A 19,007-nucleotide genomic window follows, 5' to 3' on the forward strand; every position below is an offset into this window, starting at 1 on the left:
CTTCTTATGTCGAGAATTCATTTTATGATTTTAATTTTACTTGTATCCGTATCTGGTTTTTCACAGGGAGCGTTACTGCCTGTTATTTCGATTATTTTCGAACATGCCGGCACTTCCCCGACGTTAAACGGACTGCATGCCACCGGTTTATATCTCGGCGTGCTGCTTGCGTCTCCATTTATGGAAGCGCCGCTTCGCCGCTTCGGATTTAAACCATTGATCGTCATTGGGGGCGCTGCTGTCTTTTTAAGTTTGTTTAGCTTTGTCTTTATTGAATCTTATGTCGTCTGGTTCTTCTTGCGGCTGATGATCGGCATCGGTGATCATATGCTTCATTTCTCCACACAGACGTGGGTAACCTATGCCTCATCATCTAGAAATCGCGGGCGAAATATTTCATTGTATGGGTTATCCTTTGGACTCGGTTTTGCCGCCGGCCCTTTTTTAACACCACTTATTGAAATCAATCCATCTTTGCCGTTTATTGTGTCTGGTGCAGTTAGTTTGTGTATTTGGCTACTTGTGTTTGTTTTAAAAAATACATATCCTGATACAGGTGAAATGCAGACGTCAGAGCAGACAAATAGTTTGAAGCGCTTCAAGAAGGCGTTTCAATTTGGCTGGGTAGCGTTTATGATGCCGTTTTGCTATGGCTTTTTAGAAACGACACTCAATAGTAACTTCCCTGTGTATGCGCTGAGAAGCGGGGTGACGATAGATGCTGTTGCGTTTATTTTACCTGCGTTTGCAATTGGGAGTATTGTTTTTCAGCTTCCTCTCGGGATGCTGAGTGACCGGTTCGGCAGACGACGCATGATTTTAGTTGTGACACTCGTCGGTTCATTCTTTTTCCTTTTAGCAGGAATTTTTATTCAGTCCGTTTTGTCTGTTGCGATCTGTTTCTTTATCGCAGGTATGGCTGTAGGTTCGACCTTCTCACTTGGCATCAGTTATATGACGGACTTATTGCCAAAGCATCTGCTGCCTGCTGGGAATTTGATGTGCGGGATGGCGTTTAGTGCAGGAAGTATTCTCGGTCCGGTTCTTGGCGGATTCTTTGTGCAGACGTTCGAGGGCATGAATTTACTTTACCTTGTCAGCATTGTGATTTTATTTGTGTTTTGTTGTGTTCGATTTGGGAAGACGCTGGCAGTGGTTGACACTCCAAACGAATCCATTTCTCATTAAAAACTCCCCTGCACCTATGCAGAGGAGTTTTTTCATCTAGTGATACCCATTTTGCCCATTCGCACTTCCGCTTGTTTTGTGCTTTGGCTGATGGCCTTTGTTTTGTTTTGTGTTGCTTCCGCCTTTTTTCGATTGTTTAGACATTCGTTATTCCCCCATCCGTAAAGATTGAACATGTTCGTTCTCCTTTAGGATGCCCGGTTTTCTTTAGAGCTTGCCTGGTACGATTTTACGCTTATGTAAAAGCGCATTGAGCTCGCCGCCGAGGATGATCATAATGCCGGTTAAATAAAACCAGATCATTAATATTATGATTCCCCCAATGCTTCCGTACATCGCACTATAGTTGGCAAATTCGCCTACATAAAATGAGAACAGCATGCTGACGAGAATCCAGCCAACAGATGCAAATATGGCGCCTGGCAGCACAAATTTCAATTTCAGCCTGATGTTAGGGGCAAAATAATATAGGGATGTAAAAACAATCAGTAAAATCAGTGGACTAATAATCCATCTCATGGCGGTCCAAATGGTGAGAAACGCATCTGACTGCCCTACTAATTTGGCAACGAATAAACCAAGCTCTTTTCCAAAGACAGGCAGCATCAAGGCAAAAATAATCGTAAGCACCATCGCAATGGTTAAGATGATCGATGTTAAACGTACGAGAATGAAGGAACGATTTTCCTCAACTTCGTAAGCGTGGTTAAATGCTCTGACCACCGCATTAATGCCGTTGGATGCAGACCAGAGTGCGGCAATAATCCCGAATGACAACAATCCGCCGTTACGGTTATTCAGCGTCTCTTCGGCAATGGATTCAATCATTGATAGCGCTCCCTCTGGCGCATAACCAGAAATGACGCTTAGAACATCCTTTGATGTCAGCGGCAAATAACCAACAAGCGTCAGCACGAAGATGAGAAACGGAAATAATGAAAGCAAAAAGAAATACGCAAGCTCAGCTGATTTTGCCGGTCCTTCATGCAGCAAAAAGCGTCCAATTAACGCTTTAACAAAACCCATACGCCTCATCTCCAATGATCAATCTTTCTGTTTCTTTTGAAAGTGATCCTTTGTTTCTTCAATAATCTCTAATACCTTTGGTGTTGTTTCCTTTAACTGATTCACCTGTACATTCAGAAAAGACAAATCATCTGAGACCGTTCTCATCAATTGCTTCGTTTCTTCCATTTTTTCCTTCACGCAAGCAGACATCTTGCCAGGCTCCAGGCGGTATTCATCCAGCTTTTGCTGGCAGTCATTCCATTTTTCTTTTAATGCAATCCTTGTTGGGCGATGAAATAATGTCAGCAATATGCCGCAGGCTGCGCCTATAACAGCTCCCCGAAGCACGATTTGTTTGTTCTCTTCCATCTCATCTGATCTCCTTTCAGTTAAAGGTGTCTCTCTTTTTTTACATACGTCAAAAAACGATCAATTCCTGTTTCAATTAAATCATGTACTTCCTCAAAGTTCCCAGTGTAATAAGGATCTGGCACATCGTCTCGATCGTCGTCTTCTACAAAGTCAAGAAGACGGCCAATAAAGTGATGTTTTCCATAGCCAGCTAAACTGCGGAGGGCGCCTACATTTTCAGCATCCATCGCAATGATATAGTCGTATGTGGTGATATCCTTATCCATGATTTGTCTTGCAGTCATTCCTTCATAGCTGATACCCTTTTCATCAAGCAGCTTTCGTGTTCCTTCATGCGGAGGACTGCCTTGATGCCAGCCGCCAATGCCTGCTGAATCAATCACAAAGTGTTCACTCAGCCCTTCGTCTTCGACTCGTTTTCTAAACATCGCCTCTGCCATCGGTGACCTGCAAATATTGCCGAGGCACACAAATAATACATGAATCATCCTTCATTCTCCTCCTATCTTTTCCCTAAGAATCCCTTTGGAAAACCTTTTCTCTATCATATCAAGCCCTTTTTCTTTTGGAAACTTTGCAAGAAAAACTCCCATCGGCATTGACAAAATACACAAAAAAAGGAGAAACTTTAGGAGAATTACACAAACAAAGGGGGACATTAGATGGGAATCATTGAGCAGTTTGTCACGACGATGAACAATTTTTTGTGGGGGCCTCCCCTGTTGATTTTAATTGTTGGTACTGGAATCTACCTCACCTTTCGCATCCTCTTCATTCAAATTAGATTACTTCCTTATTCTTTAAAGCTCGCTTTTTCAAAACAAGACAAAACATCAGAGGGAGATATCTCCCATTTCCAAGCATTAATGACGGCTCTTGCTGCAACTGTCGGTACAGGGAATATCGTCGGTGTTGCCTCAGCTGTCATTGCAGGTGGTCCTGGTGCAGTATTTTGGATGTGGTTTGCTGCATTTTTCGGGATGGCCACCAAGTTTGCAGAAGCAGTTCTTGCTGTGAAATACAGGGTCAAAAACGAAAAAGGCGAAATGTCTGGCGGACCTATGTATTATTTAGAGCATGGCTTAAAACAGAAATGGCTAGGGGTGCTATTTGCTGTTTTCGGTGCCAGTGCTGCCTTTGGGATCGGCAACCTGGTACAGTCTAATTCCATCTCAGGCGTCATGAATTCTACTTTTCAAATTCCAACATGGGTAACAGGTATCATCATTACTGCCTTTACGGCACTCGTGATTTTAGGCGGAATTAAAAGTATCGGCCGAGTGACATCTATTTTTGTACCAGTCATGGCTTTATTTTACGTCATTTGTGGTCTGATCATTCTTGTCATGAATGCTGATCTTGTTCCAGGCGCAGTTGGGCTGATTTTTTCAGATGCCTTTACAGGTCAAGCCGTAGCAGGTGGTGCAATTGGAACTGTCATTCGCTGGGGTGTCGCACGAGGCGTCTTTTCCAATGAAGCTGGTCTTGGATCAGCACCAATTGCTGCTGCAGCTGCGAAAACGGATATGCCTGCCCGTCAAGCGCTCGTCTCTATGACGCAAGTGTTTATTGACACCATCATTGTTTGTTCTATCACTGGCATTACGATTGTCATGGCAGATATGTATTTAACAGAAAAAAGTGATGCGCTGACTTCGTTATCCTTTGCTCACTTCCTCGGTCCAGCTGGCTCAACTATTGTGGCAATCGGGCTGCTCCTGTTTGCCTATTCAACCATCATTGGCTGGTCCTATTATGGAGAGAAATGCTTTACATATTTGGTGAAGGATTCGTATGTCATGTATTATCGCATCGTGTTCGTGGTAGCTGTCTTTTTCGGTGCCGTGTTTAAGAATGACTTCGTCTGGGGCGTAGCAGATATGCTCAATGGAATGATGGCCATTCCAAACTTAATTGGACTCATCGGTTTATCAGGTGTTGTGGTGTTTGAATCCAAACGAATCATTGATAAGATCAAAGAGGAGAAAAAGGAAAAAAACATTTCAGTGTCGTCATAATAGCCCTTTTATTCTTTTGCTTTTCTGTTAAAATAGACATATTATTCGACACATGCAGGAAAGGACGTGCCGCCCTTGTCACAGCAAAAAGCGGCTGAAGTCAATCAGCTGATTGAAGACATTTCACAAAAGCTCAATATGCTGAATATTGGAGTCATCAAAGCCGAAGACTTCAGTCCAGATAAGTATGAAGATATTGAATTTCTTCACCAAATGGTGATGAAAAAATCTTCATTCAGCCCAAGTGAAATGCAAGCCATTGCAAGCGAGCTGAAAAGCTTAAGAAAATAATCGTGCACCTGATACTGAATTGCGGTTGACGCCGCTTTCTTACATCCATGCACAGAAAAAGCCAGCACCTCGCAAGGTGCTGGCTTTGTTTATCCTGTCAAAACTACTTATTTGGCGAGCAGTTTTAATGATTCACGGTTAAATGCTGGAATGTCATCAGGTGTACGGCTTGTGACAAGCTGATCCTGACAAACGACAACTTCTTCATCTTTGAATTTGGCGCCTGCGTTTTCCATATCTACTTGAATGGATGTATAGCCGGTTGCGCCTCTTCCTTCCAGCGTCTTCGCTGTAATAAGCAATTGCGGTCCATGACAGATCGCAAATACTGGTTTTTTCTCGTCCATAAAGGCTTTTGTGAATTGCACGTAGCGATCATCCGCACGCAGAATGTCTGGTGAGAAACCGCCAGGAATCAGAAGTGCATCGAAGTCTTCTGGTTTCACGTTATCGATAGACGCATCGACTCTTACTTCTGCCTCTCCTTGCTTTCCTTTCACTGTTTTTCCTTTTTCGTTTTCAATCACTGTGATCTCATGGCCTGCGTCTTTAAAGGCTTTTGCAGGCTCGGTGAATTCAACATCCTCAAAGTAATCTGTTAAGACAACTGCAATTTTCTTACCCATGTAGAAACCCTCCTGCTTGATTATCGTTTACACTACACACTATACCCCCGCCAATTGAAATCAAACATCCTATCCCTATGAGAAAACCCCCTTTCAGAAAAATAAGCATTTAGACTCATTCACATTCCCTTAACAAGGTAATTCGTATGATTTATGTTATCTTTACAATAATCTGCAAAAAATAACTACAAAAGTTAACGAAACATTTCTACAATAGGTATTGTGGTCAAAAAAATTAGAAAGGCGGAGATCAGGTGAAGAAGCAAGCACATAGATCTAAACGAAGGAAAAACCTGTCTATTCTGCTCACTTCCATGATGTTGATTAGTCTCATTCTCCCAGCAGTACCTACTCATGCAGAAACAGAAAGCGGCAGCGCCGTAAAGGTCAGTATCTTAGCCACAACGGATGTTCATGCGAACATGATGAATTATGATTACTACAGTGACAAAGAAACAAATGAATTCGGTTTGGCAAAAACAGCCGAGCTGATTGACAAGCACCGTTCACAAAATCCCAATACACTCCTTGTTGATAACGGAGACCTGATTCAAGGAACCCCTCTTGGAGAATACGTTTATAAAAATGAAAAAGACAGCATCATCAATCAAACAAAGGTTCACCCCATTATTCATACACTCAACAAATTAAAATATGATGCAGGTACACTCGGCAATCATGAATTTAACTACGGTTTATCTTTTCTTGATGGTACCATTGCGGGCGCCAACTTCCCGATTGTCAATGCAAACGTCAAAAAGTTAAACGGAGAACACCGATTTACTCCTTATGTCATTCAGGATAAAACCTTTAAAGATGCAAACGGAGCCTCCCAAACTGTGAAAGTCGGTTACATAGGATTCGTACCACCACAAATTATGACGTGGGATAAGAAGCATTTAGATGGACAAGTTCAAGTGCAGGATATTGTGGAGTCTGCCAATGAAACCATTCCAGAAATGAAAGCAAAAGGCGCAGATGTCATCGTCGCTCTTGCTCATACAGGAATTGAAAAAACAGCTTCACCTAAAGGATCAGAAAATATGATCTTTGACCTTGCCACGAAAACAAAAGGCATTGATGCGATTGTGTCTGGCCACCAGCATGGCACATTCCCAAGCGCTGAATATAGCGGCGTTGACAAATTTGATGTCGCAAAGGGAACCATTAATGGCATTCCTGTCGTCATGTCAAAAAACTGGGGAAGCTACCTCGGGGTCATTGATTTAACGCTAGAACCAGACGGAAGCAACTGGAAAGTCACAGACGGAACAGGCAAAATCGAATCCGTTGCCGGGGTGACATCTCAAAACAGTACAGTGAAAAATGCCATTCAAACAACTCACCAAAACACCCTAGATTACGTCAGAAAGCCAGTTGGAAAAACAGAAGCAGACATTAACAGCTTTTTCGCTCAAGTGATGGATGACCCTTCTATTCAAATCGTGACAGATGCCCAGAAATGGTATGCACAAGAAAAAATGAAAGATACTTCGTACAAAAACTTGCCGATTCTCTCTGCGGGTGCGCCATTTAAAGCCGGCGGACGCAACGGTGTGAACTATTATACAAATATCGCAAAAGGTGATTTAGCGATTAAAAACATCGGCGATCTCTATCTTTACGATAACACCGTACAGATTGTAAAACTAAAAGGCAGTGAAGTAAAAGACTGGCTTGAAATGTCTGCTGGTCAGTTTAACCAAATCAAACCAAACACTTCAAATGAACAGCCTATTTTAAACGAAGAATACCGCTCATATAATTTTGATGTAATCGATGGTGTGACGTACCAAGTAGATGTCACACAGCCTGCTAAATACAGCACAACAGGCACACTTGTTAACGCTAGTGCGAACCGCATCAAAAACTTGTCTTACAACGGAAAACCCGTTTCTGACAATCAAGAATTTTTAGTCGTGACAAACAATTACCGTGCATCTGGCGGCGGAGGCTTCCCGCACCTCACACAAGATAAAGTCGTGCTCGCCTCAGCAGATGAGAACCGCCAAGTGCTGATGGATTATATTATTGAACAAAAAACCATTAACCCAAGCGCAGATCAAAACTGGTCCATTGCACCGATCAAAGGCGCAACCGTCACTTTTGAATCTTCTCTTTTAGCCAAACCGTTCGCAGAGAAATCAAGCAGCGTCGACTTTATTCGGAATGCCAGCACAGACGGACTTGGCGTGTACAAGCTAGCGTTTAAAGATGATGGTACAACAGAACCACCTGCAACAGACAATTGGCATTTAACGGTGATGCATACAAACGATACACATGCCCATCTGGATGATGCAGCAAGACGCGCAACCAAGATCAAAGAAGTTCGCGCCCAAAGCGAAAACAATATTTTATTAGACGCTGGAGATGTCTTCTCTGGTGATCTCTATTTCACAAAATGGCAAGGACTTGCCGATCTGAAACTGATGAACTTAATGAAATACGATGCCATGACGTTTGGGAATCATGAATTTGACAAAGGTCCATCTGTCCTACGTCAATTCCTGACAGGTGACGCATCCAGTGTAGATGCTAAAAACCGTCACCAGTTTGAAAAACCGAACTTCCCAATCGTGTCATCAAACGTGAATGTCTCTAAGGAAAAACAGTTAAGCGACTTAGTGAAAAAACCAGCAACATTTAAAGCTGGTGAGAAAAAAGAAGCTGGCATTTACCCTTACATTCTGCTTGATGTAAATGGTGAAAAGGTCGCTGTATTCGGTCTAACCACTGAAGACACAGCCATTACATCCAGCAGTGGTCCAAACATTCAATTTCAAGATGCATACAAAAAAGCAAAAGAAACAGTCAAAACCATTCAAACTGAAGAAAAAATCAATAAAATTATTGCGCTTACACATATTGGCTATAACCGTGATCTAGAACTGGCTCAAAAAGTAGATGGCATTGATCTCATCATTGGTGGTCACACCCACACCCTTGTTGAAAAATTAAAGGTCATCAATAAAAAAGAACCAACGATTGTTGCGCAAGTAAAAGACTACGGACAATTTTTAGGAAAAGTAGACGTGGCCTTTGACAAAAAAGGCGTCGTACAGCCAAAAGAATCTACTTTTGACCTCATCACGATCGACGACTCTGTGAAAGAAGATGCGGACGCAAAAGCGATTCTTGATCAGTACAAGGCAGATATCCAAGATTTAAAAACCGAAAAAGTCGGGACGTCAGATGTCTTCTTAGATGGACAGCGTGAACACGTCCGTGCAAAGGAAACGAACCTTGGAAACTTTATTGCAGATGGCATGTTAAAGAAAGCACAAGAATCTGCTGGGGCTGACCTTGCCATTACAAACGGTGGCGGTATTCGAGGCAGCATTGAAAAAGGAGATATCACATTAGGGGATATTTTAACGGTGATGCCTTTTGGAAACACACTATATGTCGCAGATTTAAAAGGCAGTCAAATTAAAAAAGCGCTTGAACAAGGTCTTTCAGGCATTGAAGAAGGCGGAGGCGCATTCCCTCATGTAGCCGGTATTGAATATACGTTTACACTGAGTAAACCGGCTGGCAGCAGACTGATTGATGTCAAATTGAAAGATCAAAAGGGCAATCTGACTGATATTGATGATCAGAAAACATACCGCGTGGCGACTAATGCATTTGTCGGCACAGGCGGTGATGGCTACAGCGTCTTTACAGAAGCGTCTCATGGTGAAGACTTAGGCTATGTTGACTATGAAATTTTCAAAGAGCAAATTGAACAGGCAGACGGTCATATTTCTCCAGTCATTGACCATCGAGTGAAAGAAGTATTCCTTCCTCGCTTGAAAGGAAAAGGCGCCTATGACATTCAAGATGATGAGAAATTCCAAACGTATGTGCAGCATACGAACAAAGCATTGCTTTATTTAGACAAAGCAACCGAAGCGAAAAAGGTTCAATTGTCTCTATCAAAAGGGCAAGTAGCTGAACTGAAGAAACGAGAGCAAGATCCAAACGTCACCATCTATCATGACAAAGTCGGTCTAGCATTACCGCTCTCCAATTTGTCAGAGCAACAAGCAGATATATCAATGGCAAAAACAAATAAGGTGAAAAACGCATTAACCGACACTTACGATTTCCAAATCAAACAAGATCAGAAAAATGTGTCTACCTTTAAAGATCCCGTCACACTGTTCTTTACATTAGATGCGCCTGAAAAAGCGAAAAAACCAGGTGTCTATTATGTCGATCGTGAGAAAAACCGCTATGCCAAAACAAGTAACGGTTCATTCGAAAACGGGATTGTCTCAGGTAAAACGGAGCACTTTAGTGAATACACCGTACTCAATCAAAGTGAAGCTGCTGGAACAAGTCCAGACCAAAATGGCGGAGACGGTGGAACTTCTGCTCCAGGCGGATCGGATCCAAATCAAGATGGAAGCGGCATGCCAGGCGGCACTCTGCCGAATACTGCAACGATGATGTATACAGCGGTATTGATTGGCTTACTCATGCTCGCCTCAGGCGGTATCCTTTATTACTACCAGCGCAAGCGCACACGAAACAAAGTATCATCTTAATAGAAAAGGACAGAGCATTGGCTCTGTCCTTTCAGATTGAGGACAAAGGGCTAAAATGGACTTTATTTTAGCCCTTTGTCTTCTTTTCAGCGTGATAGAAAACCTTTGCAGTCTAGGAAAGTCGAGCACCGGAGCACAGATTTGACAACAAATGCGAGGGTTTGTCTACACGCTGAGGACAGAGCTTCGGCTCTGTCCTTTTTCCATCTCACTATCAATCTTGGGATAAATACATCCAATGACGGTCATCAAATTTTTTCACATCATCTGACCCTATATGACGCAGCATTCTATTAAAGAACGTGATATCATCTTCATCATCAACGGCATATAAATCCTCTTGAACATATTCTCTCGTAATGAAATTCGTTAAGTTCGTATTATTCACAAATTCAGCAAAGTACGATTTCACTAGGGTTAAATCTTCTTCATTTAATGTTTCATCACTGATAATTGAAATATGAAACACATTCAAAATCGCTTGAATGTCTTCTTCATCCATATCACATAATGGCTCTAATTTTCTATCTTCTTCCGTAAACGGTTTTCGCGTGTCTTCAATGATGACATAACATAAAATCCTGTGATCTTTCATCACGCTAAAAATTTCTAAATCTCTTAATTTTAATGGTCTATTCAGTCTGATCATTTGTCCTCCTAGAATGTTGCTCTTGTTTCCCTAAAACCTGAAATAGACAGAGCCTCGGCCCTGTCTACTTCTCTCTTCTAGCAAAATCCACGAACCTGAAACGATCTAGGCGGTGGCGGCTTTCTGTGTATTGGAATAGACTCGTATCCTCCAAGAACACATAATTCTTCACCACTACCACATGATCAAACCCGTTCAAATCGAGATACCTTTCATCTTCTTCAGTACATGGCTCGACCACAAATTCCTTTTGAGCATAACTAATCGAGACCCCAAGTTCTCCTTCAATATACTCGTAAATCGATCCTTCACAAATGTCCTTAGACAAGACCTGCACATGTTTTTGCAAAAAGTAATCTTTGTCTAAAATGACTTCTTCTCCGCTAATATTGCGAGAGCGAATGACTTCCCATACGTCCTCCTGCCCACTGATTTTCAGCTGAGACTGAATATACTGATCTGGCTTGATTAAACCGAACTCATGAACCGTTGTTACCGTCTTGCGTCCAAGCGTTTGGGAAAGCTCTTTAAAGCTGACAAGACCCGAAACTGGGAACTGCATTTTCTCTCGATTCAGCAATACTGAGCCTTTCCCACGAATTTTTTGGATATAGCCATTTTGCACAAGGATGTTTAATGCCTTTCTCACCGTCTCACGGGATGTGTCATACATGACAGACAGCTCATGTTCTGATGGGAGGATGCCTTTATCCTGCCATTCACCTTGTTCAATTCGTCTTGCGAGCTGCTCATAGATCACTCGAAACTTATTCTCTTTCATTTTCCTTCCGCCCCATTTACTAGCGTTTGGTTAAATGATAAACGATTGACTCATATGGGCGCAACGTAAATCCCTTGATATCTGCCGGCACATCCTCATAATTGGACAGCAGAACTTGCCCTTCCATTTCATTGACATCCTTTGCAAGCTCATCTGGAAGTGTAAAGTCCGTCTCGCCTGCATAAAAATGGTTGATCACGAGAATCTTCTCATCTTTGCCTTCTCGGACATACGCAAACACCTTTGGATCATCTGCCAGCAGTAAAGTAAAGCTCCCATAGGTGATTACATCAAGTTCCTTACGAAGCCTGCAAAGGGCTTGATAATGATAAAAAATCGACGTCTCATCTTTTAAGGCAGCTTCTACTGAAATGCCGTTTTTAGCTGGTTCAATCCAAGACGTACCTTTTGAGAACCCCACATTTTTTTCCGACGTCCATTGCATAGGTGTCCTTGCGTTATCTCTTGATTTGACCTGTAAAATCGCCAAAGCTTCTTCCTTTGTTTTCCCTTTTTCAAGCATGACTTCGTACATATTGAGTGATTCGATATCGCGGTATGACGAAATGTCCTCAAAACGAGGATTCTTCATCCCAATTTCTTCACCTTGATAAATATAAGGAGTGCCTTGCATCAAATGAATGGTGGTCGCCAGCATCTTCGCTGATTGCTGATGGTACGTGCCATCATCACCGTATCTAGACACGATGCGTGGCTGATCATGGTTGCACCAAAATAGTGCGTTCCAGCCGCCGCCCTCATGCATTTTCGTCTGCCATTCTGACAGAATTGATTTCAACTCTAGAAAATCAAATGGCGCAATGGCCCACTTTTCACCGTTAGGATAGTCAACTTTTAAATGATGAAAATTAAACGTCATATCCAGCTCCTGCCGATCAGGTCTTGTATACCGAATGCAGTCTGCAATATTCGTTGAAGACATTTCCCCCACGGTCATGCTATCGTATTTCGAAAACACTTCCTGGTTCATTTCATGCAAGAATTCATGAATTCTCGGCCCATCTGTATAGTACATACGCCCGTCACCTTGCACTGATTGCCCGGCATCATCTAAAAAGCGTTGATCCTTTGAAATGTTATTGATGACATCCAGTCTGAATCCATCGATCCCTTTTTCAAACCAAAAGTGCATGATGTCATATACTTTCCTGCGCACTTCATCATGTTCCCAATTGAGGTCTGCCTGGGTAACATCATATAAATGAAGATAATAGTCACCTGTCGCTTTATCTAATTCCCACGCTGGCCCGCCAAACTTTGACTGCCAGTCATTCGGAGGAGAGCCGTCCGCTTTCGGCTCCTTCCAAATATAATAGTCTCGATACGGGTTCTCCTTCGACTCTCGGGAGGCTTGAAACCACTCATGGAAAATCGACGTATGGTTCACGGCTAGATCCATGATGACACGGATCCCTCGTTCATGTGCTTCTTTCAGCATGTGCTCAAAATCAGCCATTGTGCCGTACATGTCATGGATTTTTGTATAATCACTAATATCATAACCATTGTCATGCTGTGGTGACTCATACATAGGGGTCAGCCAAATACAATCCGCCCCTAGCTCTTTGATATAGTCGAGCTTTTTCGTCACGCCATTGATATCACCTGTGCCAGAGCCTGTTGTGTCTAAAAAGCTCTTCGGATAGATTTGATAGACCACGGCTTTTTTCCACCACGGTTCGTTTGTTTGTTGATTCAATTTCCTTCACCACCACTAGTTAAGTTCTTGTGATACATCCTTCTTTTTAAGTTTTGCATATAAAAGGGTACCAATGAATGGGACGATCAGCACAATCACCATTCCGATGGCAAATGCCCCCAATATTTCGGAATGATCGAGAAGATTCCTGGAATGCCTCCAACGCCGACTGAACTTGCCAGTACCCCTTGTGAGGCAATAAACATACCAGCTATCCCTGAACTGATCAGGGCAAAAATAAACGGGAATCTATAGCGCAAGTTCACCCCAAACATCGCCGGTTCAGTAATGCCCAAGTAAGCAGAAATACTTGATGTCAGCGAGAGCCCTTTTTGCTTTTCATCTTTTAAGACAAACATCATCGCAAGTGCCGCTGATCCTTGAGCAATATTAGATAGTGCGAGCATTGGCCATAGGAACGTGCCGTGCAGTTTTGAGTTAATCAGCTGAATATCGACTGCTAGGAACGTATGATGCATCCCTGTAATGACTAACGCTGCATACAATCCGCCATATAAAAGACCGCCAAGTGCTGCGAATTGCTGGAATACGGTGACGAGTCCAGATGTTAAAACGTTTCCGATCGCAAATGTAACGGGACCAATGACGATAAATGATAAAAATCCAATGAGTAATAATGTAATTGGTGCAACAACTAACAGCTGAATACTTTCAGGTGTCCGTTTTGTTATAAATAATTCGAGCTTTGCGAGTAAATAGGAGGCGACAAGTATCGGAAGAACCTGCCCTTGGTAACCTACCTTTTGTACTTCAAGTCCAAACAAATTCCAAACAGGAATGTCACCTGTCTTTTCCGCCGCTCCATACCCCAAGCATTCAACAGATCTGGATGTACAAGCATCAGTCCGAGGACCATCCCTAGAAGTGGATTACCTCCAAACCGCTTGACAGCCGACCAGCCAATTAATGCTGGCAAAAAGGTAAAGGCAGTGCCTGCAATCAAGTTGATCATATTTGCTAAATCCGCCCATGCCGGATACACATCCACAATGGATTTTTGATCAAAGAAAATATCAGGAGCTGTTAAAATATTATTAATCCCCATCAATAAACCGGCTGTCACGATAGCTGGAAGGATTGGAATGAAGATATCTGCAAGCGTTTTCACCGCACGCTGTAAAGGATTTAATTTCTGATCAGAGGCACGCTTGACGTCCTCTTTTGTCGCTTCGCCGATTCCCGTCTGTTTGACCATTTCGGCATAAACCCGATTCACCACTCCTTGACCAATGACCACTTGGTATTGGCCATTCGCTGAGAAAGATCCCTTCACTTCATCAATTTGTTCTAGTGCTTTCTCATCCACCTTACCTTCATCTTTTAGCACAAAACGAAGTCTTGTCACACAATGTGTGGCTTGATCAATGTTTTCTTTGCCGCCAATGGCTTTCAAAATCTGATCTGCCGCTGCCTGATAATCAGCCATGCTATCCCCTCCGAGATCGTTTTTTTATAAGAAAAAAGAATCAAAACTTGTATATACATGTTCACCTCATATTTTATATTTGTATATACATGTAGTCAATAAGAAAATGTAGCGCTTTCATAAAAAAAGCTCCCTCAATGTGCTCAGAGAGGCAGCGTGTCATCATCTTTTTTTATGCTCCGTTAGTTTTTCGTAGACCCTATTCTTATAAAAGGAGGAGGCTGGTCGAGCAAACGTTTGGCGCTTGGATGTGAGTTCATCGAGGCGTTTTTGTTTTTCCTCACATACGAGAGAGAGTTTTTTTCTTTCTTCTCCATCTATACTCGTTTTCAGTAACTCTTTGACCGTCATTAGTTCTTTTTTCAAAGCGGTTTCTTCCCCGGCAAAGCCAGCATTTTTCATGATTCGATAGCCCATCCTCAGCTCTTCTGGTACATGAGCAGCATCATCCTTTGGCAGAGGTTTCCCAAAGCCTGATAGTCCTTCAAAAGCTCCATGGTCCATCGCCTTTTTGATCCGTTCTTCTGACAATCTCTGCGCAAAATCCATGACACGTCTCCTTTCAGATCGTCTGATATTTTGGTTAAGCATAGCAAAAAAGCTGACTCTCTCACAAGAGCCAGCTTTCTCGTTATTTTTTGTCGATTTTAAAAGTAGATACCATTTGTGCCAAGTCCTCTGACATGTCAGAGAGCTGTTCGATCGCACTTGAGATTTGCTGCATGCCAGCACTTTGCTGTTCTGTTGCTGCCGCTACTTCTTGAGAGCTTGCCGCATGTTCTTCTGACACGACCGAAATTTGTTCAATCGATGTAGAAATTGTTTGATATGCTCGTTCTACCTGCTGAATAGATTGAAGCAAATTGTTCGTTCTGCTTGCAAATTGAGACACTCCATCATAAATACCAGCGAAGTTCTGCGATGTGCCTTTCATTTGCTCACGGCCTTCTTCCACTGCTTTACTGCTTTCCTCCACGCTTTCAAGGACACGCTGACTATTTTCCTGTGTGCCAATGACTAAGTCTGAGACCGTTTTAGCTGCATCAGCTGACTGTTCAGCTAACTTACGGACTTCATCAGCCACAACAGCAAATCCTTTTCCTTCTTCTCCTACACGTGCGGCTTCAATAGAAGCATTCAGTGCAAGCAGATTCGTTTGCGCTGAAATGTCCGTAATAATGGAGATGACACTTTCAATTTCTGTTGAATGTGATTGCAATTCTTCTGCCGCTTGCTTGGAGCTTGTCATCATGTCATGTAACATGTTGAGATGTTCAAGCACATGCTGCACCAATTTTTGACCAGATTCTGACTGCTCTTGTACTTTTGATGAAACAGATTTCATTTCATCCACTTCTTTTGTTACGCCTTCGATTTGAGTATCGATTTCCGCAACAGATGTTGTGCAGTCTGTAATGTTTGCGACTGAATCATTGATTCCTTCACTCATATTCGTCATCGCTTCTGACACTTGTTGTGCACTTTGACTAGATTCCGTTGTCACTGTGCGAAGCTGTGAAGACATTTTCGACACTTCACTTGATGAGTTTGAGATCTGTCCAATAAGCTCTTTGATCCGTCCCTGCATTTTCTGGAAGGAAGCCGCTAATTGACCGATCTCATCTTTACTTTGAACTTCTACCATGCCAGTTAAATCACCATCTGCAATTCGATCCGCTGATTCCATTAATGAGCGTGCTGGTTTTGCAATTCTTCTTCCCATGAAGAATGAGAAGAGTAATCCACCGATGAGCACAATCGCAGATGCTACTGTAATATAAATTGTCAGCTTTTTCGTTGTTGCTGGAACAACAGAGGCATCTAAGTCAATTCCTAAAATCCCCGTGAGTTCACCGCCTGAATCTTTAATTGGTAAAAAGACGGATTTATGAGTCCCATACGAATCAACATAAATGTCACTTTTGACCATTTTATCTTCAGAAAGAGCTTGTTTCATTTCATCTGAAAAGACATAATCTTGATCAAAATCATTGTCTTCCCCTGTTAGTACGATGATTCTTTCTTTGCCGCCCTTATTTGATAACACGTATAAGTTCTCAAGCGTATGATCTTTTTGTAGTTCTGTGAATTTCTTTTTGATCTCCACATAAATGGGATCATCCTTCCCGCTAATGCTAAGGACATTTCCATCCATATTATCGATTTCTTTTTTCGCTGTATCAATATCTGTTGTTAATCGATAATCAAATTGCTTTAATAATTGGGAAGATAAATCCTGGCTAACTAAATAAAATGTTAGAACGAATAATGCAACGGTTGCGAGTAATGTTACGACAACGACTGACATGATTTTGGAGGATATCGTAAGTCCTCCAAACTTCCTTTGTTTCGCCATTTTTTCTACATCTCCACTCTCAATTTTAATTTAAGCCTCTACACTTTCAAATTGTCCACAAACAGATGCAATGACATCTTTTAAATAAGATACGATATGAGGGATATGCTCCGGTAACGTATAAGGTGAAATCACAAAAAATTTACTCACACTTAGATAGAATTCTTGACCTTCTTTGGCATTGACTTGTAAAAACTTCGTTGTATCACCAAAGAACATTTCGTCTCTTTTCTCTCCAAGCTTTTCAAAGAGGATTTTGTTCAAATCATTGTTGCGCTCAATTTCCATAGCAGTTGCTTCTCCAGATATTTCTTCCTTAAAACGAGGAGAGCCGTCTAGGTAAATTCTAAACAATGTAGCCATTCCGACATTGTCATCATTGACGACTTCTGCTTGTGGAATTTCCTGACGAAGTGCTTCTCTAAATGCAAGGTTCACCTCTAAAAATTGACCGAGCAAGCGCTGGTATCCTTCAATTCCAAACGTTAGCAGCACACTTAGCATGCTGATGGAGCTTCCCATTCTTGAGCATTCAAGCGTATAACCGGTATGGTATTCCCCGTATCCTCTATGTCCAACATATGGTGTTTCTTGTTCTTCTAGGTCCAAGCGCTTTAAGTCAGCAGCGTTTTTCACTAAGAATAAACTAGATGTGTACGGTGTTTGTCCAAGTTTTTGAAAATCAAAGCACATCGTATCAGCAAGAGAAAGATGCTGAAACTTTGCTTTGATTTCTTTTAACATACGAAGAACACCGTCTGAGAATTGCAGCGGGTTTTCAGATACATCATACTCATTAAAGAAAGCAAAGAATCCACCAAGCGCCGAGTCTGCATGAATATGCGGCACCTTGAGACCATACTTCTCAGCAATGGCTTCTGCCGTTTCACGCACCCCTTTTACATCATCAATTGCAATGGCATCTGTTGTTCCGGTTGTTGCCACAATATAAACGGGAATTCCGCCATTTTGGGCAACACGTTCCATTTGACAACGCAAATCTTCCATATCCATCGAATGATCTTTATTCGTCTTAATTCTGATTAAGTTGTCTGTGCCAATCCCTGTTGCTTCCATTGACTTAAATAAGCTGTAATGTGCTGCATCAGAACAAAACGCATAAAGATTTTGCGGGACACCTTTTCGTAATGACTCCGGTGCAACTTTCGCAATCGCTAAACGAAGTCCCGAGAAAATAGCCCCTTGACCTCCCCATGTTGTGTAGCCCCCGCTCACATTTGGATCATATCCGATGAGCTTAGACATCATTGAGACCACTCTGACCTCAGCTTCCGCGCCTGCTGGTCCATACACATCCCATAGGTTGTTTCCGTTAACCAGCATAGCCGTCAGCATGCCTAGAATTCCTGGTGTACTTGCCATTGGCAAAATGTTCGTGAAGAAATACTTCGTGTGGTATGGATGATTATGTAAAAGCTTCAGTAATTCTTCATTCACAAGTTCCGCTTGTTGTCCGTTCATCGGAATTTGACTTGTTTCAGTGAGCTTTTTGTAAAAGTCCTCCTCACGATTCTTTTCACCTTTTAGGTGAGCACGGTTCGGATCCTTCAGGTCATCGACCCCTGAAATGATCTGTTCCATTAATTTAATGAGTTCTTTCCGCTCTTCTGCATTTCCGTCCTCACTCGGAAACCAGTTCTGAACGAGGTTCTGTGCTCGTACAGTCATATACTATCAATCCTTTCAATGGAAGATTTCCTGTCACTGTCTATATCGACCCCGTTTCAAAAGTTTATAGTGTCGAACTGTTCGCTTAAGTATATTTAGATAATTTGTTCGCTCGTCAAAACGAATAAAACCCTTACAATACACATCAAAACCATTATGTTTGTGAAACAATAAAATATATTAATATACTTCCATGAAGGAATTATTATCCAGACAATTCAGCTGCTTATTCATTCATTTTTTTTACTTAACCTGCATAAACATTAATAAACACTGGAAATCCGCCTAAATGCACCATTGTAGAAATCAAATTAATTCTTTAGACTT

The 19,007-nt window shown here is 42.0% G+C and carries 14 protein-coding genes and 1 pseudogene; 4 read left to right on the top strand and 11 right to left on the bottom strand.

All coding sequences use genetic code 11. The features are described 5' to 3' along the window. The first annotated feature begins 6 nt into the window (after positions 1 to 6). Entirely contained in the window at positions 7 to 1,188 is a 1,182-nt protein-coding gene (locus KFQ09_RS05765) for an MFS transporter (RefSeq protein ID WP_050827059.1), read from the top strand. A gap of 207 nt (positions 1,189 to 1,395) precedes the next feature. On the opposite strand, the gene KFQ09_RS05770 is transcribed toward KFQ09_RS05765, so the two are convergent. From KFQ09_RS05770 to KFQ09_RS05780, 3 genes are read right to left on the bottom strand one after another with little or no spacing between them, the layout of a single operon-like run. Then, positions 1,396 to 2,214 carry a YihY/virulence factor BrkB family protein gene (locus KFQ09_RS05770; protein WP_060832167.1) on the bottom strand — a complete coding sequence of 273 codons (819 nt, stop codon included), beginning with the start codon at positions 2,212 to 2,214 and terminating at the stop codon, positions 1,396 to 1,398. A gap of 18 nt (positions 2,215 to 2,232) precedes the next feature. Further along, positions 2,233 to 2,565: a hypothetical protein gene (locus KFQ09_RS05775; RefSeq protein ID WP_060832166.1), complete on the bottom strand. Its 333-nt coding sequence runs from the start codon at positions 2,563 to 2,565 to the stop codon at positions 2,233 to 2,235. Between the two features lie 20 nt (positions 2,566 to 2,585). Beyond that, positions 2,586 to 3,056, bottom strand: coding sequence for a low molecular weight protein-tyrosine-phosphatase (locus KFQ09_RS05780; RefSeq protein WP_017358791.1), 471 nt, complete (start codon positions 3,054 to 3,056; stop codon positions 2,586 to 2,588). Between the two features lie 174 nt (positions 3,057 to 3,230). Between KFQ09_RS05780 and KFQ09_RS05785 the strand changes: the two genes are divergently transcribed. Both KFQ09_RS05785 and KFQ09_RS05790 read left to right on the top strand, forming a co-directional pair. Continuing rightward, complete coding sequence (locus tag KFQ09_RS05785; RefSeq protein ID WP_255836091.1) at positions 3,231 to 4,586, top strand: alanine/glycine:cation symporter family protein; 1,356 nt, start codon at positions 3,231 to 3,233, stop codon at positions 4,584 to 4,586. 75 nt (positions 4,587 to 4,661) lie between these two features. Then, positions 4,662 to 4,877, top strand: coding sequence for a DUF1128 domain-containing protein (locus KFQ09_RS05790; RefSeq protein WP_008341757.1), 216 nt, complete (start codon positions 4,662 to 4,664; stop codon positions 4,875 to 4,877). Positions 4,878 to 4,984: 107 nt separating this feature from the next. On the opposite strand, the gene KFQ09_RS05795 is transcribed toward KFQ09_RS05790, so the two are convergent. Next, the gene (locus KFQ09_RS05795) at positions 4,985 to 5,503 is read right to left on the bottom strand and encodes a type 1 glutamine amidotransferase domain-containing protein (protein ID WP_007496591.1); all 519 of its coding nucleotides are present in this window, start codon (positions 5,501 to 5,503) and stop codon (positions 4,985 to 4,987) included. A gap of 254 nt (positions 5,504 to 5,757) precedes the next feature. Between KFQ09_RS05795 and KFQ09_RS05800 the strand changes: the two genes are divergently transcribed. Beyond that, positions 5,758 to 10,038 carry a multifunctional 2',3'-cyclic-nucleotide 2'-phosphodiesterase/3'-nucleotidase/5'-nucleotidase gene (locus KFQ09_RS05800; RefSeq protein ID WP_060832163.1) on the top strand — a complete coding sequence of 1,427 codons (4,281 nt, stop codon included), beginning with the start codon at positions 5,758 to 5,760 and terminating at the stop codon, positions 10,036 to 10,038. Between the two features lie 214 nt (positions 10,039 to 10,252). Here KFQ09_RS05800 and KFQ09_RS05805 read toward each other — a convergent pair whose 3' ends face one another. The 7 genes and pseudogenes from KFQ09_RS05805 to KFQ09_RS05835 form a co-directional block, all read right to left on the bottom strand. After that, entirely contained in the window at positions 10,253 to 10,687 is a 435-nt protein-coding gene (locus KFQ09_RS05805) for a hypothetical protein (protein ID WP_048002063.1), read from the bottom strand. A gap of 64 nt (positions 10,688 to 10,751) precedes the next feature. Continuing rightward, the gene (gene treR, locus KFQ09_RS05810) at positions 10,752 to 11,468 is read right to left on the bottom strand and encodes a trehalose operon repressor (protein ID WP_255836092.1); all 717 of its coding nucleotides are present in this window, start codon (positions 11,466 to 11,468) and stop codon (positions 10,752 to 10,754) included. Between the two features lie 19 nt (positions 11,469 to 11,487). Then, complete coding sequence (gene treC, locus KFQ09_RS05815; RefSeq protein ID WP_255836093.1) at positions 11,488 to 13,188, bottom strand: alpha,alpha-phosphotrehalase; 1,701 nt, start codon at positions 13,186 to 13,188, stop codon at positions 11,488 to 11,490. Between the two features lie 15 nt (positions 13,189 to 13,203). Then, positions 13,204 to 14,635: pseudogene (gene treP / locus KFQ09_RS05820) on the bottom strand (PTS system trehalose-specific EIIBC component). A gap of 162 nt (positions 14,636 to 14,797) precedes the next feature. Continuing rightward, positions 14,798 to 15,184: a DnaJ family domain-containing protein gene (locus KFQ09_RS05825; RefSeq protein WP_035391356.1), complete on the bottom strand. Its 387-nt coding sequence runs from the start codon at positions 15,182 to 15,184 to the stop codon at positions 14,798 to 14,800. An 82-nt stretch (positions 15,185 to 15,266) separates the two neighbouring features. Further along, entirely contained in the window at positions 15,267 to 16,991 is a 1,725-nt protein-coding gene (locus KFQ09_RS05830; protein WP_098680365.1) for a methyl-accepting chemotaxis protein, read from the bottom strand. A gap of 30 nt (positions 16,992 to 17,021) precedes the next feature. Next, positions 17,022 to 18,680, bottom strand: coding sequence for a pyridoxal phosphate-dependent decarboxylase family protein (locus tag KFQ09_RS05835; protein WP_007496575.1), 1,659 nt, complete (start codon positions 18,678 to 18,680; stop codon positions 17,022 to 17,024). Positions 18,681 to 19,007: the final 327 nt, after the last annotated feature.

Origin of the sequence: Bacillus sp. FS02 (genome assembly GCF_024398395.1) — a bacterium.
Classification (GTDB): Bacteria; Bacillota; Bacilli; order Bacillales; family Bacillaceae; genus Bacillus; species Bacillus altitudinis.